Below are 24,016 nucleotides of genomic sequence, written 5' to 3' on the forward strand. Positions count from 1 at the left end.
GCCGGCCAACGCGGGCCTGATGCTGGGCCAGCTTTCCGATTCCCGACATCAGAGGGTTTGCACATGGCCAAGGCGGTCACCATCAAGGTCAAGCTGGTTTCCAGCGCCGACACCGGCTTCTATTACGTCGCCAAGAAGAATTCGCGCACCATGACCGACAAGATGGTCAAGAAAAAATACGACCCGGTGGCGCGCAAGCACGTCGAATTCCGCGAAGCGAAGATCAAGTAAGATCGCTGCGATCGACGGTGAATTAGAGCGTTTCCCGGTGAAGTGGAAACCGGATCACCGCAAGGAAATGCGACTACTCAATAGCTTAGCGCGGGATCTTCGGATCTCGCTTTTATTTTGACCAAGGATCATGCCGCCTGCGCCACGACTCGGTTTCGGCCGTCGTGCTTGGCGCGGTAGAGCGCGATATCCGCACGCTTGAGAACGTCGGCGACCGGTTCCCCCTTCCGCTCCAGGATCGACAGTCCGATCGAGATGGTCACATCGATCCGCTTCGCACCCTTGTGAACCGCGAACGGTTCGCCTGCGATCGAGCGGCGCAGCCGTTCGGCCACCATGCCGGCGACGTGCAAATTGGTCTCCGGCATCACGATCACGAACTCCTCCCCGCCGTAGCGGCAGGCGAGATCGATGCCGCGGATGGATTTGCGGATTCGCACGGCGAATTCGCGCAGCACATCGTCGCCGGCATCGTGGCCATAGCCGTCATTGATCGACTTGAAGAAGTCGATATCGAGCATCATCAGGGCCAGCGGCTTGCCGCGCAGCGAGGCCTGCTCGGCCAGCGTAACGAGATGACTTTCCATGTAGCGGCGGTTGTGCAACCCGGTCAGCCCGTCGGTGACAGCCATTTCGATCGAGTTCTGCACGTTGTCGCGCAGGTGGTCGGTGTAACGGCGGCGGCGGATTTGCGTGCGGGAACGGGCAAGCAACTCGTTCTTGTCGACCGGTCGCAGCAGATAATCGTTGACGCCGATTTCGAGACCACGCAGCAATCGCGTATTGCTGTTGGCATCGGCGATGGCAAGGATCGGAACGTGCCGTGTACGCTCCAGCGAGCGCGCCTGGCTGCACAAGCGCAGGCCGTCGAAATTCTCCAGTCCGAGTGACACAATGAGAAGATCGTAACTGTTTTCGGCGGCATGAAACAGCGCCTCGGACGGATCGGTTTCGACATCGACGGTGTGTTCGGCGCTCAGCACCGACGCCAGCCGCTCATACGACGAGGCACGATCGTCGACCAGCAGGATGCGCCCACCCTTCCCGGTGTCGGCAACCGCATCGCGCTCCGGCGCCTGCACGCCGATTTCGAGCGAGGTGACGGCGCGCAGGCGCAGCTCGTCGGTCATCATCTTCAGACGCGTCAGCGAGCGGACCCGCGCGATCAGCACCACGTCCGAGACCGGTTTGGTCAGGAAGTCGTCGGCGCCGGCCTCGAGCCCGCGCACGCGGTCGGACGGACTGTCCAGCGCCGTCACCATCACCACGGGGATGAAATGGGTTGCCGGGTTGGCCTTCAGCCGGCGGCAGACCTCAAAACCGTCCATGTCCGGCATCATGATATCGAGCAGGACGATGTCGCACTTGGCACGCGCGCAGATCTCCAGCGCCTGCGCGCCGTTGGACGCGGTCATGACGTCGAAATACTCCGCCGACAATCGTGCTTCCAGCAGCTTGACGTTGGCGGGGATATCATCGACGACCAGAACACGCGCAGACACCGCTGTCTCCTCAACCCACGAACCGACGGACGGTCTCGATGAACTTGCCGACGGAAATCGGCTTCGACAGATAAGCCTCGCAACCGCCCTCGCGGATACGCTCTTCGTCGCCCTTCATCGCGAATGCCGTCACCGCGACCACGGGAATCGCGCGCAGCTCGGGGTCGTCCTTGATCCAGCGCGTGACATCGAGGCCGGACACCTGCGGCAACTGAATATCCATGAGAACGAGATCGGGGCGAAGCTTGCGGACCAGATCGAGCGCCTCGAAGCCGTTGCTGGTCCCCGACGTCTGATATCCATGAGCCTCCAACAGATCGCGGAAGAGCTTCATGTTGAGCTCGTTGTCTTCTACGATCAGGACCGTCTTGGCCACCCTGGCCTCCAGTCGACGCTGCGCTCACCTTGGTGAGCGAAACATACACAAGCATCACAAAACTTATCCGCAAACTGGATTTAGATTTGCACCAGAACTCGCTCCAAAGCCGTTAAGGCACAGTACGATCTTTATGCGAGCGGATTAGCACTTGCTTGAACACGTTTCAGGGACTCGGGCATGATGGTTCCAGACTAGAAGCGATAGGTTACGGAAAGGCAAACAGCCACAATGACAAAGCGTGTGCATAACCCGCGCGAAGTAGCTGAGATCGTGGCCATTCAGGCACTTTCCTTTGTCGCGGGCGACGGCGAACGGCTGGGCCGGTTTCTGGCCGAAACCGGAATTGGTCCGGAGACCCTGCGCGCCTCCGCCTCCGATCCTCACTTCCTTGCCGGCGTGCTCGACTTCGTGCTGCGCGACGACGCAACCGTGAAAGCTTTCTCAGAATCCTCGGGACACCATCCCACCACGATCGCCGCCGCGCGGGAGGCGCTCGGCGATCCCCATTGGGAACGCGAGGTTCCGTGACTGAGGGGCCGCCAGGCGATCCATTGTGCATTTGCCGGGATTGTTTCGGCGATCCCGACTTTGCGGCGGTTCGTTGCAGCACATGCGGCTCTCCCCGGCTCGTGCGCCACCGCACACTGCCCACGCTGACCCTCGCTCATATCGATTGCGACGCATTCTACGCCACCGTCGAGAAACGCGACAATCCTGCGCTTGCGGACAAACCCGTCATCATCGGCGGCGGCAGACGTGGCGTGGTATCGGCCGCCTGCTATATCGCCCGGACCTACGGCGTGCATTCGGCCATGCCGATGTTCAAGGCGCTCGCGCTCTGCCCCTCCGCCGCGGTCATTGCGCCGGACATGACGAAATATGTCCGGGTCGGCCGCGAGGTGCGTCACGCCATGCAGGCGCTGACGCCGCTGGTGGAACCGCTGTCGATCGACGAGGCCTTCCTTGACCTCGGCGGCACCCAGCGTGTCCATGGCATGATTCCGGCCAAAGTGCTGGCAAAGTTCGCGGCCGACGTCGAGCGCACCATCGGCATCACGGTGTCGGTCGGGCTGTCCTGCAACAAGTTCCTCGCGAAGATTGCCTCGGACCTCGACAAGCCGCGCGGATTCGCGGCGCTCGATCCGGACGAGGCGCGCATCATGCTCGCGGACAAGCCGGTCGGCTTCATTTTCGGCGTCGGCCCGGCCACCCAGGAGCGACTGTCGCAGCACGGCTTTCGGACCATCGGCGATTTGCAGCGCGCCGACGAAATCGAATTGATGAAACAATTTGCGGCCGAGGGCCGCCGATTGTGGCGGCTGGCGCGCGGCATCGACGACCGGCGGGTGATCGCGGACCGTGGCGCCAGGACCATCTCCAGCGAGACGACGTTCGAGTCCGACGTCCGCGACTTCGCCACGCTCGAACGCATCCTCTGGCGGCTATCGGAGAAGGTATCGTCGCGGCTGAAGACAGGCGGACTGGCGGGATCGACGATCACGCTGAAACTGAAGACCGCCGATTTCCGGCAACGGACCCGTTCGCAATCAATCTCCGTTCCGACCCAGCTCGCGTCGAAGATTTTCGCAACCTCCCGCGAAATGCTGGCGAAGGAAATCGACGGCACCGCCTTCCGGCTGATGGGAACAGGCGTCAGTGCCTTGCGGCCAGGGTCGCAGGCTGACGACACCGATATGCTGGACCGCCGCTCGGCTCATGCCGAGCGAGCGATGGACGATCTGCGCAAGAAGTTCGGGAGCGCGGCGGTCATCAGGGGCATAGCCTATGACGGGCCCGAGAAACAACGTCAGTAAAAACGGCCAAGCCGTTCGTAGGATTACCTTATAGGGGCGTCATCGTTTGCAGGGCTTGGCGTTCTTGACGTCGCTGACGTCGAATTTTCCCAGCGTCCCGGAAATCACGAAGTCGTTGTAGTCGAGCACCAGCGCCCGCGACACACCATCCTCGAACAGTTCGAACGACATGGCGTAGACCGGGGTCTGCTCGCCACTGTTGGCCGGGGCGTCACGATCGTAGTAGCTGACGGTGACGGGCCATCGCGTCAGCGTCTTCATCTGACCGTTGGTGGTCGATGGATCCGGAGACGCCCCCGGCGTATCGCCGGGAATAGGTTTGCCGATAACCGAAAGCGTGTTGTAGACTTTCTCTCCGTTGTCGGAGCCGTCATAAACGGTCAACTGGAGCAGCGATTTGCCTGCTTTCGCCGCCGCGATGATGCGCTGGATCTGTTCGGTCGGAAACACCACCTTGCCGTCGAGCGTGAACGTCTTGGCGACCGGTTGTTTGAGCTTCACCGTGATCTTGTCACCGGTCCGCTCGGCGATGCCGTCAACCTCGCTCTGATCGCTGTCGTCCATGCGGGTGGCGATCTTGAAACGGTAGCTCCTGCCCTCCGCATCCTCCCAGCTCGTGGATTGCAGATCGCTCAGCGTGGTCTTGCCTTCCCCGCTATTCATTTCCGAGACTTGCCTGAAGTCCGACGTGTAACCCTCGCAGGCATTTCCGGAAAACTTGTAAAGGATTCGCCCGCGGGTACTGTCGAGCGACGTGCTGCCGCGCGATTTCAGGAGGCTCAGATCGTACAGCGCCTGATGGGAGAGAAACGGAACAACGGCCGCGGCGTGCGCGGCGCTACCGGGTGGCGGCAGGCCCGCCGCTGCTACGGCCAGCGTCAGAAACCCGGGCCAAAATCGCAAGGCTGAAAAATGGAAATGGTCGCGCATATCGTCTCTCGATGTGACCGAATCCGAGCATAGTCACTGCCCTATTGCGCCACAACTAGTGGATCGCGTCTGACATTTGAATCCGGGATGGGATTCCCATCTGACTGGATGCATGCGAGTCTGGCGCATGCGAACCGGAATTTTCATCACCCTTAAGCCTGCCGACCGCCGCCATCTGAAGGCGCTGGCGCGGAATCGCAACACCCCACACAAGCATGTTTGGCGGGCCGAGATCGTACTGTTGAGCGCGGACGGTTTCGGCACCCATGAGATCATGCGCCGGACCGGCAAGTCGAAGACCTGTGTGTGGCGCTGGCAGGAACGCTTCATGGTGGCGGGTTATGACGGCCTCCTGCACGATAAGACACGCCCCTCGCGCATTCCGCCGCTGGGGTCGGGCATCGCTGAACGCGTCGTGGCGCTCACCCGGACCGAGCCGCCAGCAGAGGCGACCCACTGGACCTCGGCCATGATGGCGAAGGTCGTCGATATCAGCGCGAGTTCCGTTCAACGCATCTGGCGCGCCCATGGGCTGCAGCCGCACCGGGTGAAACAGTTCAAGCTCTCCACTGACCCGCGCTTCGTCGACAAATTGCGCGATGTCGTCGGCCTCTATGTCGATCCGCCCGCCCATGCCGTCGTTCTCTCGGTCGATGAAAAAAGCCAAATCCAGGCGCTCGACCGCACCCAGCCCGGCTTGCCAATAAAGAAGGGTCGCGCCGGGACGATGACCCACGACTACAAGCGTCATGGCACGACGACACTGTTTGCGGCCCTCAACGTCCTCGACGGCACCGTCATTGGCCGCAATATGCAGCGCCATCGGCACCAGGAGTTCATCCGCTTCCTCAACGCCGTCGAAGCGCAGGTGCCGCCGCGAAAGCAAATCCACGCTATCGTCGACAACTATGCAACCCACAAGCACCCGAAAGTGCGCCAGTGGTTGGCCCGGCATCCCCGCTGGGCCTTCCACTTCACGCCCACATCAGCATCCTGGCTCAACGCCGTCGAGGGCTTCTTCGCCAAACTCACAAAACGACGACTGAAACGCGGCATCTTCCGATCGGTCGTCGACCTGCAGGCTGCAATCAATCGCTTCGTAATCGAACATAACGCCGAACCGAAGCCCTTCACATGGACTGCCGATCCCAACAAAATTATCCGAGCCGTCAGACGCGGGCACCAAGTGTTAGATTCCATCCACTAGGGCGGCGCCACGACAGACCGCGATTTGATGGCCAATCCCGATAGTTTGATCGCGCCGTAGCCGGGTATCCCGCAAAATCCGCCCCGGCCCGCCATCGCTTGCATGTGACATGACGATGGGCGAGATAGAGAGAGCCTGAGCGGTATTATTCAGGCGGAGCATCCATACCGGGGACTGACATGGCAGGAACGATCGAGCAGAAGCTGGCGGCGCAGGGCATCACCTTGCATGAAGCAGCATCGCCTGTGGCGAATTACGTCGGCTTCGTCCGCACCGGCAACCTGTTGTTCGTATCCGGACAGCTCTGCTTCAATCCCGAAGGCAAGCTGATCGCCAAGGGCAAGCTGGGCGCGGGCGTCACAGTTGAACAGGGCAGCGCCGCGGCGCGCGGCTGCGCCCTCAATCTGCTGGCGCAGGTCAAGGCCGCGCTCGGCGACCTCGACAAGGTAGTCCGCGTAGTCAGGCTGGGCGGATTCGTCAACTCCGCTCCCGATTTCGTCGATGGACCAAAGGTGTTGAACGGCGCATCGGATCTGATGGTTGCGACGTTCGGCGACAAGGGCCGCCATGCGCGCGTTACAGTCGGCGTCGCCTCCCTTCCCGCCGATGCGGCGGTCGAAATCGAAGGCCTGTTCGAGGTCGTCTGACGCCGATGCGCGCGCCCGACTGGCTGACGGCACGACCGGTCGCCCACCGCGGCCTGCACGACGACGCCCGCGGCATCGTCGAGAGCATGCCGGGGGCGTTTCGAGCCGCCATCGCCGGAAACTTCAGCATCGAGACCGATATCCAGCTCACCGCCGACGGCGAGGCCATGGTTCATCATGACGATGAACTCGGCCGGCTGACCGAAGGTTCGGGCGCCCTGCGAACCAAGACCGCAGCCGAACTCAGGCAGGTCGTTTTCAAAAACACGTCCGAAAGGATGATGTCGCTTGCGGATCTCTGCAGGTTGGTCGCCGGCCGCGTGCCGCTGGTGATCGAGGTCAAAAGCCGTTTCGACGGCGATCGCAGGCTGGTGCGGCGCATGGCCGAGGTGCTGTCCAGCTATAACGGGCCTGCGGCCGGCATGTCGTTCGATCCGGATCAGGTGCTGGCGCTGCGGGAATTGATTCCGTCGCGCCCGCGCGGCATCGTGGCCGAGCGCCTCTACACCGAAGCCGATTGGCCCGACACGACGCCGAACCAGCGCGCGGCAATGACCCACCTGCGTCATGCCTTCCGCACCCGGCCGCATTTTGTCGCTTACTCGGTGAGTGACCTTCCGGACATAACCCCATGGATTGCGCGAAACATTTTTCGATGCGCGCTACTGACATGGACGGTACGCACGCCGGAACAGCGCGCCCGCGCCGCCAAATATGCAGATCAAATGATCTTCGAGGGTTTCCACCCGGGCATTTGACCCCTTTGACCCGACAGCCCTTGACGGCACCGGCATCGTGTCCAATCTCTGGCGTGGCTGGTTCGAATGAACTTCTGAACCGGCACACAGCGGAGGTCACCGCGTACAGTGGCTGATTCTCAGGCCTGGACCGGTTCAACTCCTTGATGACGTCACCCGACATATCGCTCGAAGCCGTCGACTCCGTCAGCCAGATTACGGCCGTGGACTGGGACGCCTGCGCCAACCCGGCGACCAAGCAACACCGGTCGCTGGCGTCCGATGAAGCCCCGGCTTCTTCATCGGCTCAAGATTCTTGTTTAAGCGCAAGAGAGCAATACAACCCATTTGTATCACACGCCTTTTTTACGGCACTTGAAGCATCGAATTCGGCTTGCCCGCGCACCGGATGGAGACCGCGCCACTTGATCGCACGGCTCGACGGCGCGGTCGTGGGCGTCGTGCCGTGCTATCTGAAGTCGCACTCGCAGGGCGAGTATGTATTCGATCACGGCTGGGCCCAGGCCTATGAAAGCGCCGGAGGGCGCTATTACCCCAAGCTGCTGGCCTCGGTTCCGTTTACACCGGCCACCGGCCCGCGGCTCTTGATCCGCGCCGGCAGCGACAAAGCGCGTGTGGGCGCCGCGCTGGTCGGCGGCCTCGTCGGCCTCTGCGATGCGACACAGGCCTCATCGGTCCACGTCACCTTTGCCCGCCAGGAGGAATGGACGTTTCTTGCCGGGAACGGATTCCTCCAACGCACCGACCAGCAGTTCCACTGGCGGAACGAAGGCTATTCGAGCTTCGAGGACTTTCTCGCCAACCTCGCTTCGCGACACCGCAAGGCGATCCGCCGCGAGCGCCGCGATGCGCTGGCCAACGGCATCACCATCCACGTCCTCACCGGCAATGAACTCACGGAAGAAACCTGGGACGCCTTCTTCCAATTCTACATGGAAACGGGATCGCGCAAGTGGGGCCGGCCCTACCTGACCCGGTCCTTCTACTCCCTGATCGGCGAAAGCATGAGCCGGGATATTGCGCTGATCATGGCCCGCCGCGACGGCCGCTGGATCGCCGGCGCCATCAACTTCATCGGTTCGGATACGCTGTTCGGGCGGCACTGGGGCGCCATCGAGCATCATCCCTTCCTGCATTTCGAGGTCTGCTATTATCAGGCGATCGATTTTGCGATCCGTCATCGCCTGAAAACGGTGGAGGCCGGCGCGCAGGGCGAGCACAAGATAGCGCGCGGTTATCTGCCGCAGACCACCTATTCGGCGCACTATATCGCCGACCCCGCACTGCGCCGCGCGGTGGGTGACTATCTCAAGCACGAACGACATTATGTCGCCGAAGCGGCCCGCGAGCTAACCGACGCCGGACCGTTTCGCAAGACCGGCGACGATGGCGTCTCCTGACGCTTTGGGCGCCGGCAATTCGAGGAATGATGATGACCGCCTACGACGCCAACAACATTTTCGCGAAAATCCTGCGGGGCGAACTGCCCTGTTACAAGGTCTACGAGAACGAGCACGTACTGGCCTTTCTCGACATCATGCCGCGCGCGCCCGGACACTCGCTGGTGATTCCCAAAACCCCTTCGCGCAATATTTTCGACATCTCCCCCGACGACTACGCGCATGTGGCGCGCGGCACGCATAAAATCGCTCGGGCCGGTATGAAGGCCTTCAAGGCCGACGGCATCACCGTGCAGCAATTCAACGAAGCGGCCGGCGGCCAGGTGGTGTTTCACCTGCACATGCATATGATGCCGCGCCGCGACGGCATTGCGCTGCTGCCGCCCGCCAGCCGCAAGGAAGACCCGAAGGTGCTCGAGGAGCACGCCAGGCTGCTGATCTCGGCGCTGGCGGAAAGCTGAACCGTCAGCCGGTTTCGAAATCGCCGTCCTGCGGTGGCGCCAGCGGCGTGAACTGGCAACGGTTCGGCTTGATGTCGAGCAGCGGCGTCTCGTCGAGACAATCCATTCCGCGCACCAGCACCGTCGATCCCTCGATGCCGACCAGCTTCACCAGCGACGTGCCCAGAGGATTGGGGCGTACCGGAGAACGCAGCGAAAAAGTGCCGTGCGTCGCGCCGCTGCTCTTGGGGGTCTGGAGCACGATGTCGCGGCGCGACAGATGCAGCCAGTAGATGACTTCGATGCTCTCATACCGATCGAGCCCCTGCAATGCAGGCTTCCACGGATCGAAAATCTCGAGGCGGCAAACCGGGCCGTCTTCACGCCCCTGCCGCGGGGTCTTCAGACGAGACGTCCATGGCGTGCGAATTCGGCCGATGAACACCAGCCCGGCGTCGGTCGGCGGCGGCAGATCGACGACGACCTCTCCCTCTCGTACTTCGTATTCCCGCACCATCGTTGGCTCCTCGCATCCTAGAGCCTTTTCGCTTGTGATGGAATCAGAAGCGGGCTCTATGATTTTGATTTGACGCGTTTTCTTCACGCGAACCGGTGTCCACTTCGCTCGAAAACGCTCTAATATCACGATCCGGACCGTTATTCACCGCAAAGCATAACCCAATCTCGCCAGAAGGCGCAGGCCGGCGTCCGCCAGCAGTTCACCCCCCTGCGGAACGCCGAACTCAACCTCTCACACGCATATTTCGCAGTACGAGACAGGCGCCGCCGGCGCGCCTGATCCGGTTGCAGAGGCCATCGGCTTCCGCGCGCGTATCGGCTCCGATCCGCACCTGATAGAACGTCCGGGTGCCGCGGCTGCGCCATACCGAGCCTAGCAGACTTGGATCGCGGTCGCCGATCACGGCGACGAGCCGCCTGATGGCTCGTGCATACATGGCCATGGCGCGGACGCGGCTGAAGCCGGCAGCAAGCTGCACGCCCCATGGCTTGTCGGCACCGAGCTTCACGTGCTGTTCAAGCCCCGTGACAAACGGATTGGGCGCGCGCTTCAGGAGCGCCATCAACTCGCGGCAGTTCGTCGCCGGTGGCTGCGCTGGCGGTTTACCGCTTTTGCCGGCGGCAACCCAGTCCTCGATCGGCGATCCCGTGATCGCGACAACGTAGTTGCGCGTCTCAGTCGGCATCGATCCCTTGCCATCAAGCCAGTCCTGCACGCGGCGCGGCCCGGCATTATAGGCTGCGGCCGCCAGTCCGAGATTGCCGAATTGCCCGCGCAACTCGTTCAGGTACTCGGCCGATTTCGGCAGGGCCTGCACCGGATCGAACGGGTCGAGCAGCCGCCGCTCACTCGCCGTTCCCGGCATGAACTGCGCGATTCCCTCCGCATGCTGGCCGCTGCGGGTCAACGGGCCAACGGCATCGGACTGAAACCGGCTCTCCTGCCAGATCACGCGCGCGAAGAATTCCAGCGGCAAGCTCTCGGCCTTCGCAGCCGATTCGACCATCAGGCAGATCGATTCGCGCGTGTCTTGGTCTGTCTTGACGGGATCTGTCTTGACGGGATCTGTCTTGGCGGCAGGTCCGGGATCGGCCGCCGTCTCCGCGCCGACTTGCGCAAAGGCGACATGCGGCATCATCAGCATCATAGCCAACGCGTATTGCATGAGAACGGCAAGGCGCGATGCCATATCGGTTCTCTTCCACGACGGCGACGAAGCCAACTTCATCCACGATGCGTGGCAGACTTCTTCAACAGCCTGCTAGATCAATAACTTGCGCGTGTTCGGTATCCACTTTTGCGGAATACGCGCTAAAACCCCCGGCTCCTCCGGAGGACAATACTTGTAGTTCCGGATTTTGACATTCGCTGCCAAACAGCAGCGAATGTCAAATCTGCTCCATTAGCGCTTGGAGAACTGGAACGAGCGGCGGGCTTTCGCCTTGCCGTACTTCTTGCGCTCGACCACTCGGGAATCGCGGGTCAGGAAGCCGCCCTTCTTGAGAACGCCGCGCAATTCGGGTTCGAAGTTCGTCAACGCCTTGGACAGGCCGTGACGCACGGCCCCAGCCTGACCGGACAAGCCGCCGCCGGCGACGGTGCACACCACGTCGTACTGACCGGCGCGCGCCGCGGCAACGAGCGGTTGCTGGATCATCATTCGCAGCACCGGGCGCGCAAAGTAAACTTCGACCTCGCGGGCATTGACGAGAATCTTGCCGGCGCCCGGCTTGATCCAGACGCGGGCAACCGCGTCCTTGCGCTTGCCGGTGGCGTAGGCGCGGCCGTACTTGTCGATTTTCTTGGTGTGCTTCGGCGCTTCTGACTCGGCGGTCTTCAGCGCGGACAACTGGTCGAGAGACTGCATGGTATCGGACATCGCTATGCGGCCCTCATGTTCTTGCGATTCATCGCACCGACATTGACGACTTCCGGCTGCTGGGCTTCATGCGGGTGCTCTGCGCCGCCATAGACGCGGAGGTTGCCGAGCTGCACGCGCCCGAGCGGACCGCGCGGGATCATGCGCTCCACGGCCTTCTCGATGACGCGTTCCGGGAAACGACCCTCGAGGATCGACTTCGCCGTGCGCTCCTTGATGCCGCCGATATAGCCGGTGTGATTGTAATAGACCTTGTCTTCACGCTTGCGGCCGGTGAAAACCACCTTGGCGGCGTTGATGATGATGACATTGTCGCCGCAATCGACGTGCGGTGTGTAGGTCGGCAGATGCTTGCCGCGCAGCCGCATCGCAACGAGGGTGGCGAGCCGTCCGACCACCAGACCGCTGGCGTCGATCAGCACCCACTTCTTCGTCACTTCGGCTGGCTTTGCCGAGAACGTTTTCATGTGAGAAATCCGTGAAAAGAGACCTCGGTGCCACGCACCGAATGGGTTCGGTTCTAGAGAACCGACCATCTCCAGTCAACGTCAATGACGCAATGTTTTTATTGTAGAATCAACTACTTATAAAAACGGTTCTATAATACCTGTAAAATGTTCAAGCATTCGGAATGGAATAGGTGGATGTCACGTGGGCGATCGGGTCGGGCGAGGTGCCGGACAGCAGCGTCACTTCCCCGACCGCCAGCCGCTTGCCGAGTTTGAGCAGCCGCGCCGCGGCGAGCACGTCCTGACCCGGGCGGCCCCTGCGCAGAAAATTGATGTTGAGGTTGGCAGTCACCGCGAGGCCGACCGGGCCGATCCGCGACAGCAGCACCACATACATGGCGAAATCGGCCAGCGCCATCAACGTCGGCCCGGAGACCGTTCCGCCCGGGCGCAGCATCCGCTCGCTATAGCGCTGGCGCAGCAGGCAGGTTTCGCCGTCGGCGCTTTCGATTGCGATATCGCCATCCCTGAAGGCCTGGGGGAACTCAGCGTGAAGAAACGCCTCGAGCTCAGCCACGCTCATTCTCGCGATCGCCATGTCTTTCCGTCCCTGCTCTCGCCTCGTGTCGCCTGTTACATTAAGAAGATGGTTTCGCCCAAACGGATAATTCGATGACCACCAGGCCTGCCCGCTCGCCGGACGCATGGACTCCGGGCCTGCGCGGCAAGACCGTGCACCTCGGAATGACAATAGTGGTTTGAACGGTCGCAGAGTTCAATGATTTGGACCTCAAGATGAATCACGATGCCTACGACGACAGCTACATCCGCGGGATTCTCGACAGCGTGAAGACTATCGCGATGGTCGGCGCGTCTCCCGTCAACGTGCGGCCGAGTTACTTCGCGTTCAAGTATCTCGCCGAACGCGGATACGACATGATCCCGGTCAATCCCGGCCATGTCGGCAAGAGCCTGGTGGGCAAGCCCTTCGTCACATCGCTCAAGGACATCGGCCGCCCCTTCGACATGGTCGATATCTTCCGCAGCTCGATCCACATCATGCCCGTGGTCGACGAGGCGCTGACGCTGTCGCCGCCGCCGAAGGTGATCTGGATGCAGCTCGGCGCGCGCGACGACGCGGCTGCCGCGAAAGCCGAGGCTGCCGGCATCAAGGTGGTGATGAACCGCTGTCCGAAGATCGAATACGGCCGTCTGTCGTCGGAGATCTCGTGGATGGGTGTCAACTCGCGGACCCTGAGCTCGAAACGTGCGCCGATGCCGATCCATGGCCAGCGCCTGTCGCTCAACCGCGTGAGCGTAGGCGGCGGCAGCACCCTCGCCGCCGACCGGGCCGCGAAAGACAAGAACGGTCCGGCGTGAGCGCATAAGATTCCGTTCAGCTTCGCCGCGCCGCAAGGCCGCATGCCGAAACAGGCAAAGTTTCCGGCAGCGCCTTGACGGCGGCGCATGATCCCATCAGCATCGCTAGCGCATGTTCCGCAAAAGTGGATACCGGTTTTGCGATCAGAATACGCACAGTTATTGATTGAGAGTATTTTCTTGGCGTGAACCGGATTCCACTTAGCTGGAAAATGCTCTAGCGGAACGACCTTCGACCGAGCAAACAGGACACGATATGACCGATCGCATTCCCGGCTTTGCAACGCTTGCCGTCCACGCCGGCGCGCAGCCCGATCCGACCACGGGCGCACGCACGACGCCTATCTACCAAACCACGTCGTTCGTGTTCAACGATGCCGACCACGCGGCGTCGTTGTTCGGATTGCAGTCATTCGGCAATATCTACACCCGCATAGGAAATCCAACCAACGCCGTGCTGGAGGAGCGCGTTGCCGCCCTCGAAGGCGGCACCGCCGCGCTCGCGGTGGCCTCGGGGCACGCCGCGCAGGTCGTCACGCTCCAGCAGTTATTGAAACCCGGCGACGAAGTCATCGCCGCCCGCAAACTCTATGGCGGGTCGATCAACCAGTTCACCCACGCATTCAAGAGCTTTGGCTGGAACGTGGCGTGGGCCGATCCGGACGACGTCGAAACGTTCGAGCAAGCGGTCACGCCGCGAACACGGGCGATCTTCATCGAATCCATCGCCAATCCGAGAGGATCGATCACCGATATCGAAGCCGTCGCCGCCGTCGCGCGCAAGGCCGGTGTTCCCTTGATCGTCGATAATACCATGGCGAGCCCCTACCTGATCCGGCCGATCGAACATGGCGCCGATATCGTGGTTCAGTCGCTGACAAAGTTCCTCGCCGGCCACGGCAACTCGCTCGGCGGCATCATCGTCGATGCAGGCACGTTCGACTGGTCGAGGGACAACAAGTATCCGATGCTGAGCGAGCCGCGTCCGGAATATCACGGCATCAAGCTGCAGGAGACGTTCGGCAACTTCGCGTTCGCGATTGCCTGCCGCGTGCTGGGCCTGCGCGATCTCGGCCCGGCGCTGTCGCCGTTCAACGCTTTCATGATCCTGACCGGCATCGAAACGCTACCGTTGCGGATGCAGAAGCATTGCGAGAATTCCCAGGCGATCGCCGAATGGTTGGCCAGCCACCCCAAGGTCGCGGCCGTCAACTACGCCGGATTGCCCGGCGACAAGTACAACAAGCTCGCCCGCAAATACACGCCGAAGGGCGCTGGCGCCGTGTTCACGTTTAGCCTGAAGGGCGGATATGACGCCGGCGTCAATCTGGTGTCGAAACTCAAGTTATTCTCGCATCTCGCCAACGTTGGCGATACCCGCTCGCTCGTGATTCACCCTGCATCGACCACGCATAGCCAGCTCGACGACGACGCCAAGACCAGAGCCGGCGCCGGACCCGACATCGTCCGCCTGTCGATCGGCATCGAGGACAAGGAGGATCTGATGGCCGACCTCGATCAGGCCATGACCTAGAGCCTTTCCGCTTCTGATGGAATCAGAAGCGAGGCTCTATGATTTTGAATTGACGCGTTTTCTTCACGCGAACCGGCATCCATCCTCGGGTCAAGCCCGAGGACATGCTTCGCTCGAAAACGTTCTAGAAAACGGCTCATACAGCCGCCGCTTTTTTCCGTACTTAATGCGACGGCCCCGCCGCTGACGATCAGGTTTCTTCGCCCATGACCGGTGCCCGCCGGACTTCGGTCAGATAATTGAGGGTCAGCGACACCCAGATGATGCCGTAGAGCAGCATGAAGCAGCTTGAGTTGAAGCCGATCCAGTCCAGGAGCGCGCCGAACGTGATCGGCAGCAGGAAGCCGCCAAGGCCGCCCGCCATGCCGACAATGCCGGATACCGCTCCCATGCTGTCGGGGAAGTCGTCGCCTATGTATTTGAACGTCGAAGCCATGCCGCAGGCAAAGGCGATGCCGAGCGTGAAGAGGAGCATTGTGAAGAACCACGACGGCAAGGCGATGCGGAAGCTCAGCGGGTCGCGGATCGTGTGCACGATCAGGTCGGTCTTGGGATAGGACAGCAGAAACAGGCAAACCCAGGCGGCCCACAGCACCCACCAGGTGACGTTGTGGGCTCCGAAGCGGTCCGACAACCAGCCGCCGAGAGCACGAAAGGCGCCCCCGGGGAGCGAGAAGCACGCGGCCAGCAGCGACGCCTGCGCGATGGTGAAGCCGTACTCCGTCTTGAAATATTGCGGCATCCAGATCGACAGCGCGGTGAAGCCACCGAACACGATCGAGTAGTATTGGCAGTATTTCCAGACGCGCGGATTGCGCAGCACGGACAGTTGTTGCCACATTGACGACACCGGACCGCCGACGCCGGGATCGGGCCTGGACAACACCCAAAAAAGCAAAGCAGTGACCAGCAGCGCGACGGCATAGACCTTCGGCACCATCTGCCAGCCATAGGCCTCGATCAGCCACGGAGCGACGAACATGTTGAGCGCCGCACCGATCGTGCCTGCGCCGAAGAAGCCCATCGCGAAACCCCGGCGCTCTTTTGGAAAGAAGCGCGCGACGTAGGGCGTGCCGACCGAAAACGAGGCGCCGACAAGACCGAGCGCCAGCCCGAGCAGCAGGAACTGCCACAGCGCGGTCGCATAGGACGACAGCCAGAGCGGGATCGCGCAGCCGATCAGCAGCAGCAGCATGATGATCCGTCCGCCGAAGCGGTCGGTCCAGATGCCCAGCGGCAAACGAAACAACGCGCCGGTGAGGACGGGCGTCGCTGTGAGGAGACCGAACTCAGTCGAACCAAGCCCAAGCTCTGCGCGGATCGGAATGCCGATCACGCTGAACATCATCCAGACGGCGAAGCAGACCGTGAAGGCCCAGGTGGTGATGAGCAGGACGGACAGGCTGCCAGCTCTCGCCATTCGTTGCCCCGATTAAGGCTCGCCATCGACCGGGAGGATTGGCGGTTCCTGGCTTATCGATCCTGACTCATGACTACGACATCATGACGCACGTTCGCAAAACTGTACAGCGCCAGAAATTCGCGTTTTATCCGATTGAGGTTAGGCCGGCATAAAATCCCGGCGTGACGATTTTAATCACATCACACCCTGCTTCAGCATGACCCGACATCACGGCGTCAAGCTCGTGAGCAGCCGGCTTGCGATCTCGTGTAGAACTATGAACCAAAACCGGAAACAAAAGCTCCGGTCACCGGATCTATCCGGCCGCCACGCCCAAGCCTTGCCGTTGCCGTACGGCGTTACCGGCCATCAGCCGCTCAGCCTGAACGACCGCAAGCGTCAGGACGATGATCGCAACCCCCTGATGCACCAGCGCGAGCAGGATCGGAACCTCGTGCAGGAGGGTCAGGATTCCGAGCGTCGCCTGTAGCGTCATTGCCGCGGCCAGCCAGAGCGCCCCGCGAACGACGGCGGCGCCCGCCCGCGACACGATCGCATCGATTGCATGTAAAATAGCAATCGCAAACAGTGTATAAGCCATCATGCGATGTTCGAACTGAACCGTGAGCGTATTGTCGAACAAATTACGCCACCACGGCTGTTCGAAAAACAGTCGCGCCGAGGACGGAATAAACGATCCGTCGATGTCGGGCCAGGTGTTGAAGACCTTGCCGGCGCGCAGCCCTGCGACAAGCGCTCCGAAATAGAGCTGCACAAACACCAGCACCAGCAGAATGCCGCTGGTCACTCGCAATCGCATCGGCGACAGCAATGACGGGCGATCCGACAATCGCCTCACGGTCCAGACGATCGCCGAGAAAATCAGCAACGCCAGCACCAGGTGCGTCGCGAGACGATACTGCGAAACCTCGACGAGCTTGGTGAGACCGGACGCAACCATCCACCAGCCGACAGCGCCCTGAAGTCCGCCCAGACCGAAGATGATCCACAACCGCCGCTTCAGATCCGACGGCAACATGCCGCGCCACATAAACCAGAGAAACGGCAACAGGAAAGCTACGCCGATAAAGCGTCCCAACAGCCGATGGCTCCACTCCCACCAGAAGATGGTCTTGAACTGCTCGAGCGTCATGCCCGCGTTCATCTCGCTATACTGCGGTATCTGCTTATAGCCATCGAAGGCCTGGGACCACTCCTCCTGGGAGAGCGGCGGCAGCGTCCCGGTCACCGGCTTCCATTCGACGATCGAAAGGCCGGATTCGGTGAGCCGGGTTGCTCCCCCGACCAGCACCATGGCGGCGATCAGCAGCGCCATCAACACCAGCCACCATCGCACGGCGCGCAGGTGGAACCCCTTTTGTACTATCGGACGGGTCATCAAAAGCCGTGGGTTGAATGCATTTTTCGCGCCCTTTATAGTCCACCCCAGCTTCGGCGCAAGCCTCGGCCCAGCCACGAGTTGCATTTTTAAGGTATGCGGATCCGCACCCGAAAATTCCTCGGCACGATCGCCCTGCTCGTTCTGGTCGTCGTCTGGTCGCTGCTGGGCATGACGGTTGCGCAGACGCCGTGGCTCGCTGCGTCAGGCCTCTACCAGGCGATCTTTTATGTCGTCGCCGGGCTTGGCTGGGTATTGCCGGCCATGCCGATCGTCAGCTGGATGGCGCGACCCGACGCGTAAAGGCCCATTGCGGCCCAATTCCGCAGACCGCGGGCGCGGCCTCCAGTGCGGGCTGCAGGCGAACGCCCCTCGATCCGGTTCTCCTCTCTCCTTTCGCCATTACCTTTTGTTGACATATCCCATGCAAAGGTCGGCCAAAGCGAGAAAGAAACAAAATTACAAAAACGGGCGCAGCGATGACCATGGCGGCTGTGATCGAAAGCCAGACGGCGAGGACACGGCCGCGGTCAGGGGAGAGACGTATCGTCCATCTCGATATCCTTCATGATCTAGGAGAGGCCGAGCCGGTCTGGCGCAGCCTCGAGGCGTCGCATTTCTCGACGCCCTATCAGCGGTTCGATTTTCTGTCTGCCTGGCAACGGCACGTCGGGACCAAAAGCGATCTTCAGCCTTGCATTATCGTCGCCTGCGACGCCGAGCGGCGGCCGCTGTTGCTGTTGCCGCTCACAGCCGGCGCGGAGAACGGCGTCCGCGTCGCGCGATTCATGGGCGGCAAGCACGCCACCTTCAACATGCCGCTCTGGCAGCGGGATTTCGCAGCCTCCGCCACGCTGGCCGAGCTCGACACGCTGGTTCGAGGAATCCGCGAGCTTCCCGCGAAGATCGACGTGCTGGCATTCACGCGGCAACCGCGGCGCTGGCGCGACCTGCAAAACCCGATGGCGCTGCTGCCGGGCCAGACTTCCGCCAACGGCTGCCCGCTGATGACGATCGTGCCGGGCGCGCCGCCTTCGGAGCACATCAGCCGCTCGTTTCGCCGCCGGCTCAAGGATAAGGAACGCAAGCTTCAGGCTCTGCCCGGCTTCCGCTACCGCGTGGCGACGACCGAGACCGAGATCAAGCGGATGCTGGATGCGTTCTTCACGATCAAGCCGCTGCGGATGGCCGCGCAGAAGCTGCCGAACGTGTTCGCCAGCCCCGGCGTCGAGGATTTCCTGCGCGCAGCCTGCCTGACGCCGCTGCCGGACGGTGGCCACGCCATCGAAATCCACGCCCTCGAATGCGACACCGAGGTGATCGCGATCTTTGCCGGCGTCGCCGACGACCACCGCTTCTCGATGATGTTCAACACCTACACCCTGTCGGAAAACGCCCGCTACAGTCCCGGCCTGATCCTGATGCGCGATATCGCCGACCACTATGCCGAGCGCGGCTACACCTCGCTCGATCTCGGGATCGGATCGGACGACTACAAGCGCCTGTTCTGCAAGGGCGACGAGCCGATCTTCGACAGTTACCTGCCGCTCACCGCACGCGGCAGGATGGCCGCCATCGGCATGTCCTCGATGGCCCGCGCCAAGCGCCTCGTGAAGCAGACGCCGGCGCTGAAACGGATGGCGCAGGCGCTGCGCAGCGCGCTGCATCGCTGACGACGCATCACCTCCGCCGGACGATCAGGCCGCCTCGCGGGGACCTGTCTGGGTGTCCGCCGGCTGCGGCGTCGGATCGAGCATCGTCACCGACGCGAAGCCTATGGCCGTGAGCTGCCCGCTCAATCGTGCACGCGCATCGACGCTCATCGACGGGTCGGGAACGACGATCGCGCGCGCCTGATCGGTCAGCAGCCTGGCCGGCAGATCGGTCGCGGTGCCGACGACGAGCAGGACGTGATCGTAGACGCGCAGCAGGGCATCGAGCGCGATCGTCAGGCGTGGCGATTGCAGCAGCGCACGATCGGCATCGGAACGTCCGGCGGCGACCAGATGGACCGCCGACAGCCGGTCGCGGGTGATCACCTGTCCGAAAGACGTCTCGCCCAGCATCAGGTCGGCCAGTCCCGGCGCCGCCGGATCGACCGAGGCGGCGGTCAGGACCGGCGATGAGGGCGACAGATCGACCAGGACAACCTTGGCGCCGTGCGCCAGCAGCCGCGCGAGCGCGAGCGCACTCAGCATGATGCTCTCGTTCTGGCCGGTGCCCATGATCGTGATCTTGCGCGCCGCCTCGCCCGCGGTCCGCAGGTCGTCTGCGAGGCGGTCGATCCCGGTCAGGTTCGCCGCCGGATCGGGACGGGGCTCGCGCGGCTCCGGCGCCGCGGCGGCTTGCGGCGAGACAGGACCGAACCCGGCCGGGGCCCGCGGAGCGGTGATGCGCAGCAGTTCGCCGGTCGCAACAGTGCCGGCCGCCAGCATCAGCGTCGCCAGCGTCGCGATCAGGACGATGGGCAGCTTCTTCGGGTAGGCCGGCGTATTCGAGACGAAGGCGCGCGAGATAATGCGGCCATCGGACGGTGCGGCGTCGATGGTCTCGCGCGTGGTGGCTTCACGATATTTTGCGAGATAGGATTCCAGCAGGTCGCGCTGCGCCCTCGCCTCGCGCTCCAGCGCCCGCAACTTCACATCGTCGCCATTGGACGACGTCGCCTGCTTCTTCAACTGCTCGAGGCTGTTGCTGAGGCCCTCGACCCGGCCGCTGGCGATACGGGCGTCGTTTTCGAGCGACCGCGATATCTTGCCGGCCTCTTCGCGCAACTGGCGATCGAGGTCCGCAAGCTGGGCCTTCAACTCCTTGATCCGCGGATGTTGACCGAGCAGGGTCGAGGACTGCTCCGCCAGTTGCGCGCGCAGCGTCACGCGCTGTTCGGACAGGCGGCGGATCAGTTCCGAATTGAGAACCTCCGAGGCCTCGATCGGTTTGCCGCTCTGAAGCATCCCACGGATCAGTCGTGCCTTCGATTCCGCATCGGACTTGAGCGCACGCGCGTTATTCAGTTGGGTGTTGATTTCACCCAGTTGCTGGTTCGACAGGGAGGTGTTGTTGGTGCCGATGAAGAGGCTGGACTTCGACCTGAAATCCGCGACCCGCGATTCGGCATCCGTGACCTTCTTGCGCAAGCTGTCGATTTCTCCGGACAACCACTGACCGGCGGCCTTCGCCTGCTCCTGACGCGCGCTCAGTTGCAGGACGAGATAGCCGTCGGCGACCGAATTCGCGATGCGAGCCGCGAGTTCCGGATCGCGCGACTGGAATTCGATGACGATCACGCGGGATTTATCGACGGCGTAGGCGGTCAGCCGGCTGTAGTAGGCATCCAGCACGCGCTCTTCCGGCGTCATCCGGAGCGGGTCGCGGCCGATTCCGAACAGCGCCAGCAGCGATTTGATCGGCGACACGCCGCGCAGCACCGGATCGAACTCCGGATTCTTCGCGAGCTGGTTTTTCTTGATCACCTCGCGGGCAAGATCGCGCGACAGCACCAGTTGCACCTGGCTGGCGACGGCTTCGGGATCGAGCGCGTTGCGCTCGTCGTTACGCTCGCCATTCGGGCGCAGGAAAACGTTTTCACGGCCGTCGATCAGGATGCGGGCTTCGGACTTGTATCTGGGCGTGATCAGATTGACGACGAGAAGCGAAAGGGCGAAGGCGAGAAGCGTCGGGATGATGATTGCGCGCTTCCTGCGCAGCAGCGCCTGCCAGATGACGCGCAAATCAAGGTCGCCCGGCGGCGAGACGCTCGGCGCAGCAGGCATTGGCGCCGATACCGTGTTCGAAACCGGTGTCTTATCTTTGCCGGCACGCCATAATGCAAACCGCATCGCATACTCCCGCTGGACGCTTACGACTCCGAGAGTCTGATCCAAACTGCGTTGGATCGGACTCTCGCCTCATCCTTTTGATTGAGCATGATCACATCCGAAAACCGATTTCCACTTTTCGGGATCATGCTCTAGTGGAGCGTATTTGACATTCGCGACCCGCTGAAACGGATGCGAATGTTTGAAACGGACCACCAGGCCGAGTGCGACCATTACAGTCCATTATGGTTGCTGTCGGGTTAACTCCGCGCGCCGACGCCAACATTGATCGATGCTTCGCGAGGCTTTGATTACGCTTTGTTAACCACAAAAGCCCTTAAATGGATTTGATATTTCATGGAAATGCCTGATGCGAAGCGCGCGCGCCGCCACCCTGTGCCTGCTGACCGCGCTGGCGCTGTCGGGGTGCATGCGGCACCCGGCGCCGGCGGCGATGGTCCGTCCGCATAACGATCTCGATGCGCTGGCCTATGGCGGGCGGCAGGCCGTTGCGCCAGAGCCGGCTGCTCGCCGCGTCATGCGGAGTCCGCCGGTCCGCGCCGCTGCGGCCGCGCCGCACGTTGTCTACGCCGCTGCGCCGCCGCCCGTCGCGCGCGATCCCGCCTACCACCTCGATGCCGGCGACCGGCTGCGCATCGTGGTCTATGGCCAGGAAGGCCTCACCAACAGTTATCTGGTCGATGCCGGCGGCAGCATCACCATGCCGCTGATCGGCGCCGTCGTCGCCCGCGGCCGCACCCCGGCCGAACTGTCCGCCGCCGTCGCCGCGCGGCTGCGCAGCGGTTACATCCGCCAGCCCTATGTCGCCGCCGAGGTCGAAGCCTACCGGCCGTTCTTCATTCTCGGCGAGGTCGCCGCCCCCGGCCAGTATCCGTTCGTGCCCAACATGACGGTCGAGAGCGCGGTCGCCATCGCCGGCGGCTTCTCGCCCCGCGCCAAACGCGACCGCGTCACCGTCACCCACACCGATGCCCGCGGTACCGTCCGCCTCGTCGTGTCCACCGCAACGCTGCTCAGCCCCGGCGACACCATCCTCGTCGGCGAACGCTGGTTCTGAGGCATGACGCCCTCGCCTGATCGACCGCTTCGTATCCTGCACGCCGTGCGCGCGCCGGTTGGCGGGATTATCCGGCACATCCTCGATGTCGCGAATGGACAGGCCGATCGCGGGCATCTCGTCGGCATCGTCGCCGACAGCCTCACCGGTGGCGAGCGTGCTGATGCGGCTTTCGCGGAGATCGCGCCGCGACTGAAACTGGGTGTCCACCGCCTCCCGATCCGCCGGGAACCTCACCCCACCGACCTGTTTGCGTGGATGCGGTTCGCCGCGCTGATACGGAAGTTGAAGCCGGATATCCTTCATGGACACGGCGCCAAGGCCGGCGCCTTTGTGCGGCTCAAGGGGCCGTCGAAACGCACGGTCCGGGTCTACACGCCGCACGGCGGGTCCCTGCACTATCCGCCGGCGACGGTGAAAGGCGCGTTCTACAGCCGCCTCGAACGCGCGCTGATGAACCGCACCGACCTGTTCCTGTTCGAGAGCGCCTTCGCGCGGAACACCTATCAGCGGATCGTCGGCACCCCGGCCGGCCTCGTGAAATGCGTCTTCAACGGTGTGACTGCCAGCGAATTCGATCCCGTCACGCTTGCTGACGACGCGACCGACGTGGTCTATGTCGGCGAGTTCAGACATATCAAGGGCGCCGACCTCCTGATCGATGCGGTAGCGCGATTGCGGGCCGACGGCAGACCCCTCACCCTCACCCTCGCCGGCGACGGCGAGGAAACCGCGGCGCTGAAAGCCCAGGTCCAGCGGCTCGATCTCGGCGAGGCCGTCCGCTTCATCGGACACGTCAAAGCGCGCTACGGCTTCTCGAAGGGCCGGTTGCTGGTCGTGCCATCGCGCGGCGACTCCATGCCGTACGTGGTGATCGAAGCGGCGGCAGCGGGTATTCCCATGGTCGCGGCGAACGTCGGCGGCATCCCGGAGATTTTCGACGCCCACACCGGCGCGCTGTTCGCCCCCGGAATCGTTGGCGTCATGGCGGATGCAATAAAGGCTGCGCTGGACGACCCCGCGGCCGCGGGCGCGAGCGCAAAATCGCTGCGCGAGCGCATCTTCCAGCATTTCTCGCAGACAGCGATGGTCGATGGCGTCATGGCAGGCTATCGCGAGACGTTTGCGAAACGTTAACCATCCTGAACTGCTTCACGTTCTGCGCAACCAAATCTTCCCGATTGAGTCCCTAAACCGCACCGGAGGGCGGTTGCCCGGCGCCGCATCCTGTCGTTGCGGCGCAGATGTG

The 24,016-nt window shown here is 62.5% G+C and carries 25 protein-coding genes; 14 read left to right on the top strand and 11 right to left on the bottom strand.

Annotated features, from left to right (window positions below; all coding sequences use genetic code 11):
- The first annotated feature begins 63 nt into the window (after positions 1–63).
- Complete coding sequence (gene rpmG, locus NHAM_RS12460) at positions 64–231, top strand: 50S ribosomal protein L33 (RefSeq protein WP_006611239.1); 168 nt, start codon at positions 64–66, stop codon at positions 229–231.
- Between the two features lie 128 nt (positions 232–359).
- Here the strand turns inward: rpmG and NHAM_RS12465 are convergent, their stop codons facing one another.
- Together NHAM_RS12465 and NHAM_RS12470 are read right to left on the bottom strand one after the other, a co-directional pair.
- The gene (locus NHAM_RS12465; protein WP_011510903.1) at positions 360–1,733 is read right to left on the bottom strand and encodes a PleD family two-component system response regulator; all 1,374 of its coding nucleotides are present in this window, start codon (positions 1,731–1,733) and stop codon (positions 360–362) included.
- A gap of 10 nt (positions 1,734–1,743) precedes the next feature.
- Entirely contained in the window at positions 1,744–2,109 is a 366-nt protein-coding gene (locus NHAM_RS12470; RefSeq protein ID WP_011510904.1) for a response regulator, read from the bottom strand.
- 231 nt (positions 2,110–2,340) lie between these two features.
- On the opposite strand from NHAM_RS12470, the gene NHAM_RS12475 reads away from it, so the two are divergent.
- Together NHAM_RS12475 and NHAM_RS12480 are read left to right on the top strand one after the other, a co-directional pair.
- A complete protein-coding gene (locus NHAM_RS12475; RefSeq protein WP_011510905.1) occupies positions 2,341–2,640 on the top strand; it encodes a DUF3572 domain-containing protein in 300 nt (99 codons plus the stop codon).
- Positions 2,637–3,926 carry a DNA polymerase IV gene (locus NHAM_RS12480; RefSeq protein ID WP_011510906.1) on the top strand — a complete coding sequence of 430 codons (1,290 nt, stop codon included), beginning with the start codon at positions 2,637–2,639 and terminating at the stop codon, positions 3,924–3,926. Before NHAM_RS12475 ends, NHAM_RS12480 begins: the two co-directional genes overlap by 4 nt.
- 39 nt (positions 3,927–3,965) lie before the next feature.
- On the opposite strand, the gene NHAM_RS12485 is transcribed toward NHAM_RS12480, so the two are convergent.
- Positions 3,966–4,856 carry a cell envelope integrity EipB family protein gene (locus NHAM_RS12485; protein WP_011510907.1) on the bottom strand — a complete coding sequence of 297 codons (891 nt, stop codon included), beginning with the start codon at positions 4,854–4,856 and terminating at the stop codon, positions 3,966–3,968.
- Between the two features lie 127 nt (positions 4,857–4,983).
- On the opposite strand from NHAM_RS12485, the gene NHAM_RS12490 reads away from it, so the two are divergent.
- The 5 genes from NHAM_RS12490 (at position 4,984) to NHAM_RS12510 (ending at position 9,329) form a co-directional block, all read left to right on the top strand.
- Positions 4,984–6,063, top strand: coding sequence for an IS630 family transposase (locus tag NHAM_RS12490; RefSeq protein ID WP_081434946.1), 1,080 nt, complete (start codon positions 4,984–4,986; stop codon positions 6,061–6,063).
- 179 nt (positions 6,064–6,242) lie between these two features.
- Positions 6,243–6,710, top strand: coding sequence for a RidA family protein (locus tag NHAM_RS12495; protein WP_011510908.1), 468 nt, complete (start codon positions 6,243–6,245; stop codon positions 6,708–6,710).
- A gap of 5 nt (positions 6,711–6,715) precedes the next feature.
- Positions 6,716–7,468 carry a glycerophosphodiester phosphodiesterase gene (locus tag NHAM_RS12500; RefSeq protein WP_011510909.1) on the top strand — a complete coding sequence of 251 codons (753 nt, stop codon included), beginning with the start codon at positions 6,716–6,718 and terminating at the stop codon, positions 7,466–7,468.
- Between the two features lie 146 nt (positions 7,469–7,614).
- Positions 7,615–8,868 carry a GNAT family N-acetyltransferase gene (locus tag NHAM_RS12505; RefSeq protein ID WP_011510910.1) on the top strand — a complete coding sequence of 418 codons (1,254 nt, stop codon included), beginning with the start codon at positions 7,615–7,617 and terminating at the stop codon, positions 8,866–8,868.
- A 32-nt stretch (positions 8,869–8,900) separates the two neighbouring features.
- Positions 8,901–9,329: an HIT family protein gene (locus tag NHAM_RS12510; RefSeq protein ID WP_011510911.1), complete on the top strand. Its 429-nt coding sequence runs from the start codon at positions 8,901–8,903 to the stop codon at positions 9,327–9,329.
- A 4-nt stretch (positions 9,330–9,333) separates the two neighbouring features.
- On the opposite strand, the gene tsaA is transcribed toward NHAM_RS12510, so the two are convergent.
- From tsaA to NHAM_RS12535, 5 genes are all read right to left on the bottom strand, one after another.
- Complete coding sequence (gene tsaA, locus NHAM_RS12515) at positions 9,334–9,825, bottom strand: tRNA (N6-threonylcarbamoyladenosine(37)-N6)-methyltransferase TrmO (protein ID WP_011510912.1); 492 nt, start codon at positions 9,823–9,825, stop codon at positions 9,334–9,336.
- 226 nt (positions 9,826–10,051) lie between these two features.
- The gene (locus NHAM_RS12520; protein ID WP_011510913.1) at positions 10,052–10,993 is read right to left on the bottom strand and encodes a lytic transglycosylase domain-containing protein; all 942 of its coding nucleotides are present in this window, start codon (positions 10,991–10,993) and stop codon (positions 10,052–10,054) included.
- 237 nt (positions 10,994–11,230) lie between these two features.
- On the bottom strand, positions 11,231–11,707 hold the full coding sequence (rpsI, locus tag NHAM_RS12525) for a 30S ribosomal protein S9 (RefSeq protein ID WP_011510914.1): 477 nt from the start codon (positions 11,705–11,707) through the stop codon (positions 11,231–11,233).
- A gap of 2 nt (positions 11,708–11,709) precedes the next feature.
- Entirely contained in the window at positions 11,710–12,174 is a 465-nt protein-coding gene (gene rplM / locus NHAM_RS12530; RefSeq protein WP_011510915.1) for a 50S ribosomal protein L13, read from the bottom strand.
- Between the two features lie 151 nt (positions 12,175–12,325).
- Positions 12,326–12,754: a PaaI family thioesterase gene (locus NHAM_RS12535; protein ID WP_011510916.1), complete on the bottom strand. Its 429-nt coding sequence runs from the start codon at positions 12,752–12,754 to the stop codon at positions 12,326–12,328.
- Between the two features lie 197 nt (positions 12,755–12,951).
- Between NHAM_RS12535 and NHAM_RS12540 the strand changes: the two genes are divergently transcribed.
- Together NHAM_RS12540 and NHAM_RS12545 are read left to right on the top strand one after the other, a co-directional pair.
- The gene (locus tag NHAM_RS12540; RefSeq protein WP_011510917.1) at positions 12,952–13,536 is read left to right on the top strand and encodes a CoA-binding protein; all 585 of its coding nucleotides are present in this window, start codon (positions 12,952–12,954) and stop codon (positions 13,534–13,536) included.
- A gap of 256 nt (positions 13,537–13,792) precedes the next feature.
- Entirely contained in the window at positions 13,793–15,070 is a 1,278-nt protein-coding gene (locus NHAM_RS12545) for an O-acetylhomoserine aminocarboxypropyltransferase (protein WP_011510918.1), read from the top strand.
- 190 nt (positions 15,071–15,260) lie between these two features.
- Here the strand turns inward: NHAM_RS12545 and NHAM_RS12550 are convergent, their stop codons facing one another.
- Together NHAM_RS12550 and NHAM_RS12555 are read right to left on the bottom strand one after the other, a co-directional pair.
- Positions 15,261–16,490: an MFS transporter gene (locus NHAM_RS12550; protein ID WP_011510919.1), complete on the bottom strand. Its 1,230-nt coding sequence runs from the start codon at positions 16,488–16,490 to the stop codon at positions 15,261–15,263.
- Positions 16,491–16,788: 298 nt separating this feature from the next.
- On the bottom strand, positions 16,789–17,871 hold the full coding sequence (locus NHAM_RS12555; protein WP_041358076.1) for a COX15/CtaA family protein: 1,083 nt from the start codon (positions 17,869–17,871) through the stop codon (positions 16,789–16,791).
- Positions 17,872–17,967: 96 nt separating this feature from the next.
- On the opposite strand from NHAM_RS12555, the gene NHAM_RS12560 reads away from it, so the two are divergent.
- On the top strand, positions 17,968–18,174 hold the full coding sequence (locus NHAM_RS12560) for a DUF2842 domain-containing protein (protein ID WP_011510921.1): 207 nt from the start codon (positions 17,968–17,970) through the stop codon (positions 18,172–18,174).
- A gap of 176 nt (positions 18,175–18,350) precedes the next feature.
- A complete protein-coding gene (locus tag NHAM_RS12565) occupies positions 18,351–19,544 on the top strand; it encodes a GNAT family N-acetyltransferase (RefSeq protein ID WP_011510922.1) in 1,194 nt (397 codons plus the stop codon).
- A 24-nt stretch (positions 19,545–19,568) separates the two neighbouring features.
- On the opposite strand, the gene NHAM_RS12570 is transcribed toward NHAM_RS12565, so the two are convergent.
- Positions 19,569–21,710 (bottom strand): GumC family protein, encoded by a 2,142-nt coding sequence (locus NHAM_RS12570; protein ID WP_011510923.1) that lies wholly within the window; start codon positions 21,708–21,710, stop codon positions 19,569–19,571.
- A gap of 349 nt (positions 21,711–22,059) precedes the next feature.
- On the opposite strand from NHAM_RS12570, the gene NHAM_RS12575 reads away from it, so the two are divergent.
- Both NHAM_RS12575 and NHAM_RS12580 read left to right on the top strand, forming a co-directional pair.
- Positions 22,060–22,767: a polysaccharide biosynthesis/export family protein gene (locus NHAM_RS12575; protein ID WP_011510924.1), complete on the top strand. Its 708-nt coding sequence runs from the start codon at positions 22,060–22,062 to the stop codon at positions 22,765–22,767.
- A 3-nt stretch (positions 22,768–22,770) separates the two neighbouring features.
- Complete coding sequence (locus tag NHAM_RS12580; protein ID WP_011510925.1) at positions 22,771–23,904, top strand: glycosyltransferase family 4 protein; 1,134 nt, start codon at positions 22,771–22,773, stop codon at positions 23,902–23,904.
- The last annotated feature ends 112 nt before the right edge of the window (positions 23,905–24,016 follow it).

The organism is Nitrobacter hamburgensis X14 (assembly GCF_000013885.1).
In the GTDB taxonomy this organism is placed as follows: Bacteria; Pseudomonadota; Alphaproteobacteria; order Rhizobiales; family Xanthobacteraceae; genus Nitrobacter; species Nitrobacter hamburgensis.

What these genes read in the sequence shown, in the direction of transcription:
- rpmG (WP_006611239.1), top strand. Translation starts at nt 64, where the DNA reads ATGGCCAAGGCGGTCACCATCAAGGTCAAGCTGGTTTCCAGCGCCGAC.
- NHAM_RS12475 (WP_011510905.1), top strand. Translation starts at nt 2,341, where the DNA reads ATGACAAAGCGTGTGCATAACCCGCGCGAAGTAGCTGAGATCGTGGCC.
- NHAM_RS12485 (WP_011510907.1), bottom strand. Translation starts at nt 4,856, where the DNA reads ATGCGCGACCATTTCCATTTTTCAGCCTTGCGATTTTGGCCCGGGTTT.
- NHAM_RS12490 (WP_081434946.1), top strand. Translation starts at nt 4,984, where the DNA reads ATGCGAACCGGAATTTTCATCACCCTTAAGCCTGCCGACCGCCGCCAT.
- NHAM_RS12495 (WP_011510908.1), top strand. Translation starts at nt 6,243, where the DNA reads ATGGCAGGAACGATCGAGCAGAAGCTGGCGGCGCAGGGCATCACCTTG.
- NHAM_RS12500 (WP_011510909.1), top strand. Translation starts at nt 6,716, where the DNA reads ATGCGCGCGCCCGACTGGCTGACGGCACGACCGGTCGCCCACCGCGGC.
- NHAM_RS12505 (WP_011510910.1), top strand. Translation starts at nt 7,615, where the DNA reads ATGACGTCACCCGACATATCGCTCGAAGCCGTCGACTCCGTCAGCCAG.
- NHAM_RS12510 (WP_011510911.1), top strand. Translation starts at nt 8,901, where the DNA reads ATGACCGCCTACGACGCCAACAACATTTTCGCGAAAATCCTGCGGGGC.
- tsaA (WP_011510912.1), bottom strand. Translation starts at nt 9,825, where the DNA reads ATGGTGCGGGAATACGAAGTACGAGAGGGAGAGGTCGTCGTCGATCTG.
- NHAM_RS12520 (WP_011510913.1), bottom strand. Translation starts at nt 10,993, where the DNA reads ATGCAATACGCGTTGGCTATGATGCTGATGATGCCGCATGTCGCCTTT.
- rpsI (WP_011510914.1), bottom strand. Translation starts at nt 11,707, where the DNA reads ATGTCCGATACCATGCAGTCTCTCGACCAGTTGTCCGCGCTGAAGACC.
- rplM (WP_011510915.1), bottom strand. Translation starts at nt 12,174, where the DNA reads ATGAAAACGTTCTCGGCAAAGCCAGCCGAAGTGACGAAGAAGTGGGTG.
- NHAM_RS12535 (WP_011510916.1), bottom strand. Translation starts at nt 12,754, where the DNA reads ATGGCGATCGCGAGAATGAGCGTGGCTGAGCTCGAGGCGTTTCTTCAC.
- NHAM_RS12540 (WP_011510917.1), top strand. Translation starts at nt 12,952, where the DNA reads ATGAATCACGATGCCTACGACGACAGCTACATCCGCGGGATTCTCGAC.
- NHAM_RS12545 (WP_011510918.1), top strand. Translation starts at nt 13,793, where the DNA reads ATGACCGATCGCATTCCCGGCTTTGCAACGCTTGCCGTCCACGCCGGC.
- NHAM_RS12550 (WP_011510919.1), bottom strand. Translation starts at nt 16,490, where the DNA reads ATGGCGAGAGCTGGCAGCCTGTCCGTCCTGCTCATCACCACCTGGGCC.
- NHAM_RS12555 (WP_041358076.1), bottom strand. Translation starts at nt 17,871, where the DNA reads ATGACCCGTCCGATAGTACAAAAGGGGTTCCACCTGCGCGCCGTGCGA.
- NHAM_RS12560 (WP_011510921.1), top strand. Translation starts at nt 17,968, where the DNA reads ATGCGGATCCGCACCCGAAAATTCCTCGGCACGATCGCCCTGCTCGTT.
- NHAM_RS12565 (WP_011510922.1), top strand. Translation starts at nt 18,351, where the DNA reads ATGACCATGGCGGCTGTGATCGAAAGCCAGACGGCGAGGACACGGCCG.
- NHAM_RS12570 (WP_011510923.1), bottom strand. Translation starts at nt 21,710, where the DNA reads ATGCGGTTTGCATTATGGCGTGCCGGCAAAGATAAGACACCGGTTTCG.
- NHAM_RS12575 (WP_011510924.1), top strand. Translation starts at nt 22,060, where the DNA reads ATGCGAAGCGCGCGCGCCGCCACCCTGTGCCTGCTGACCGCGCTGGCG.
- NHAM_RS12580 (WP_011510925.1), top strand. Translation starts at nt 22,771, where the DNA reads ATGACGCCCTCGCCTGATCGACCGCTTCGTATCCTGCACGCCGTGCGC.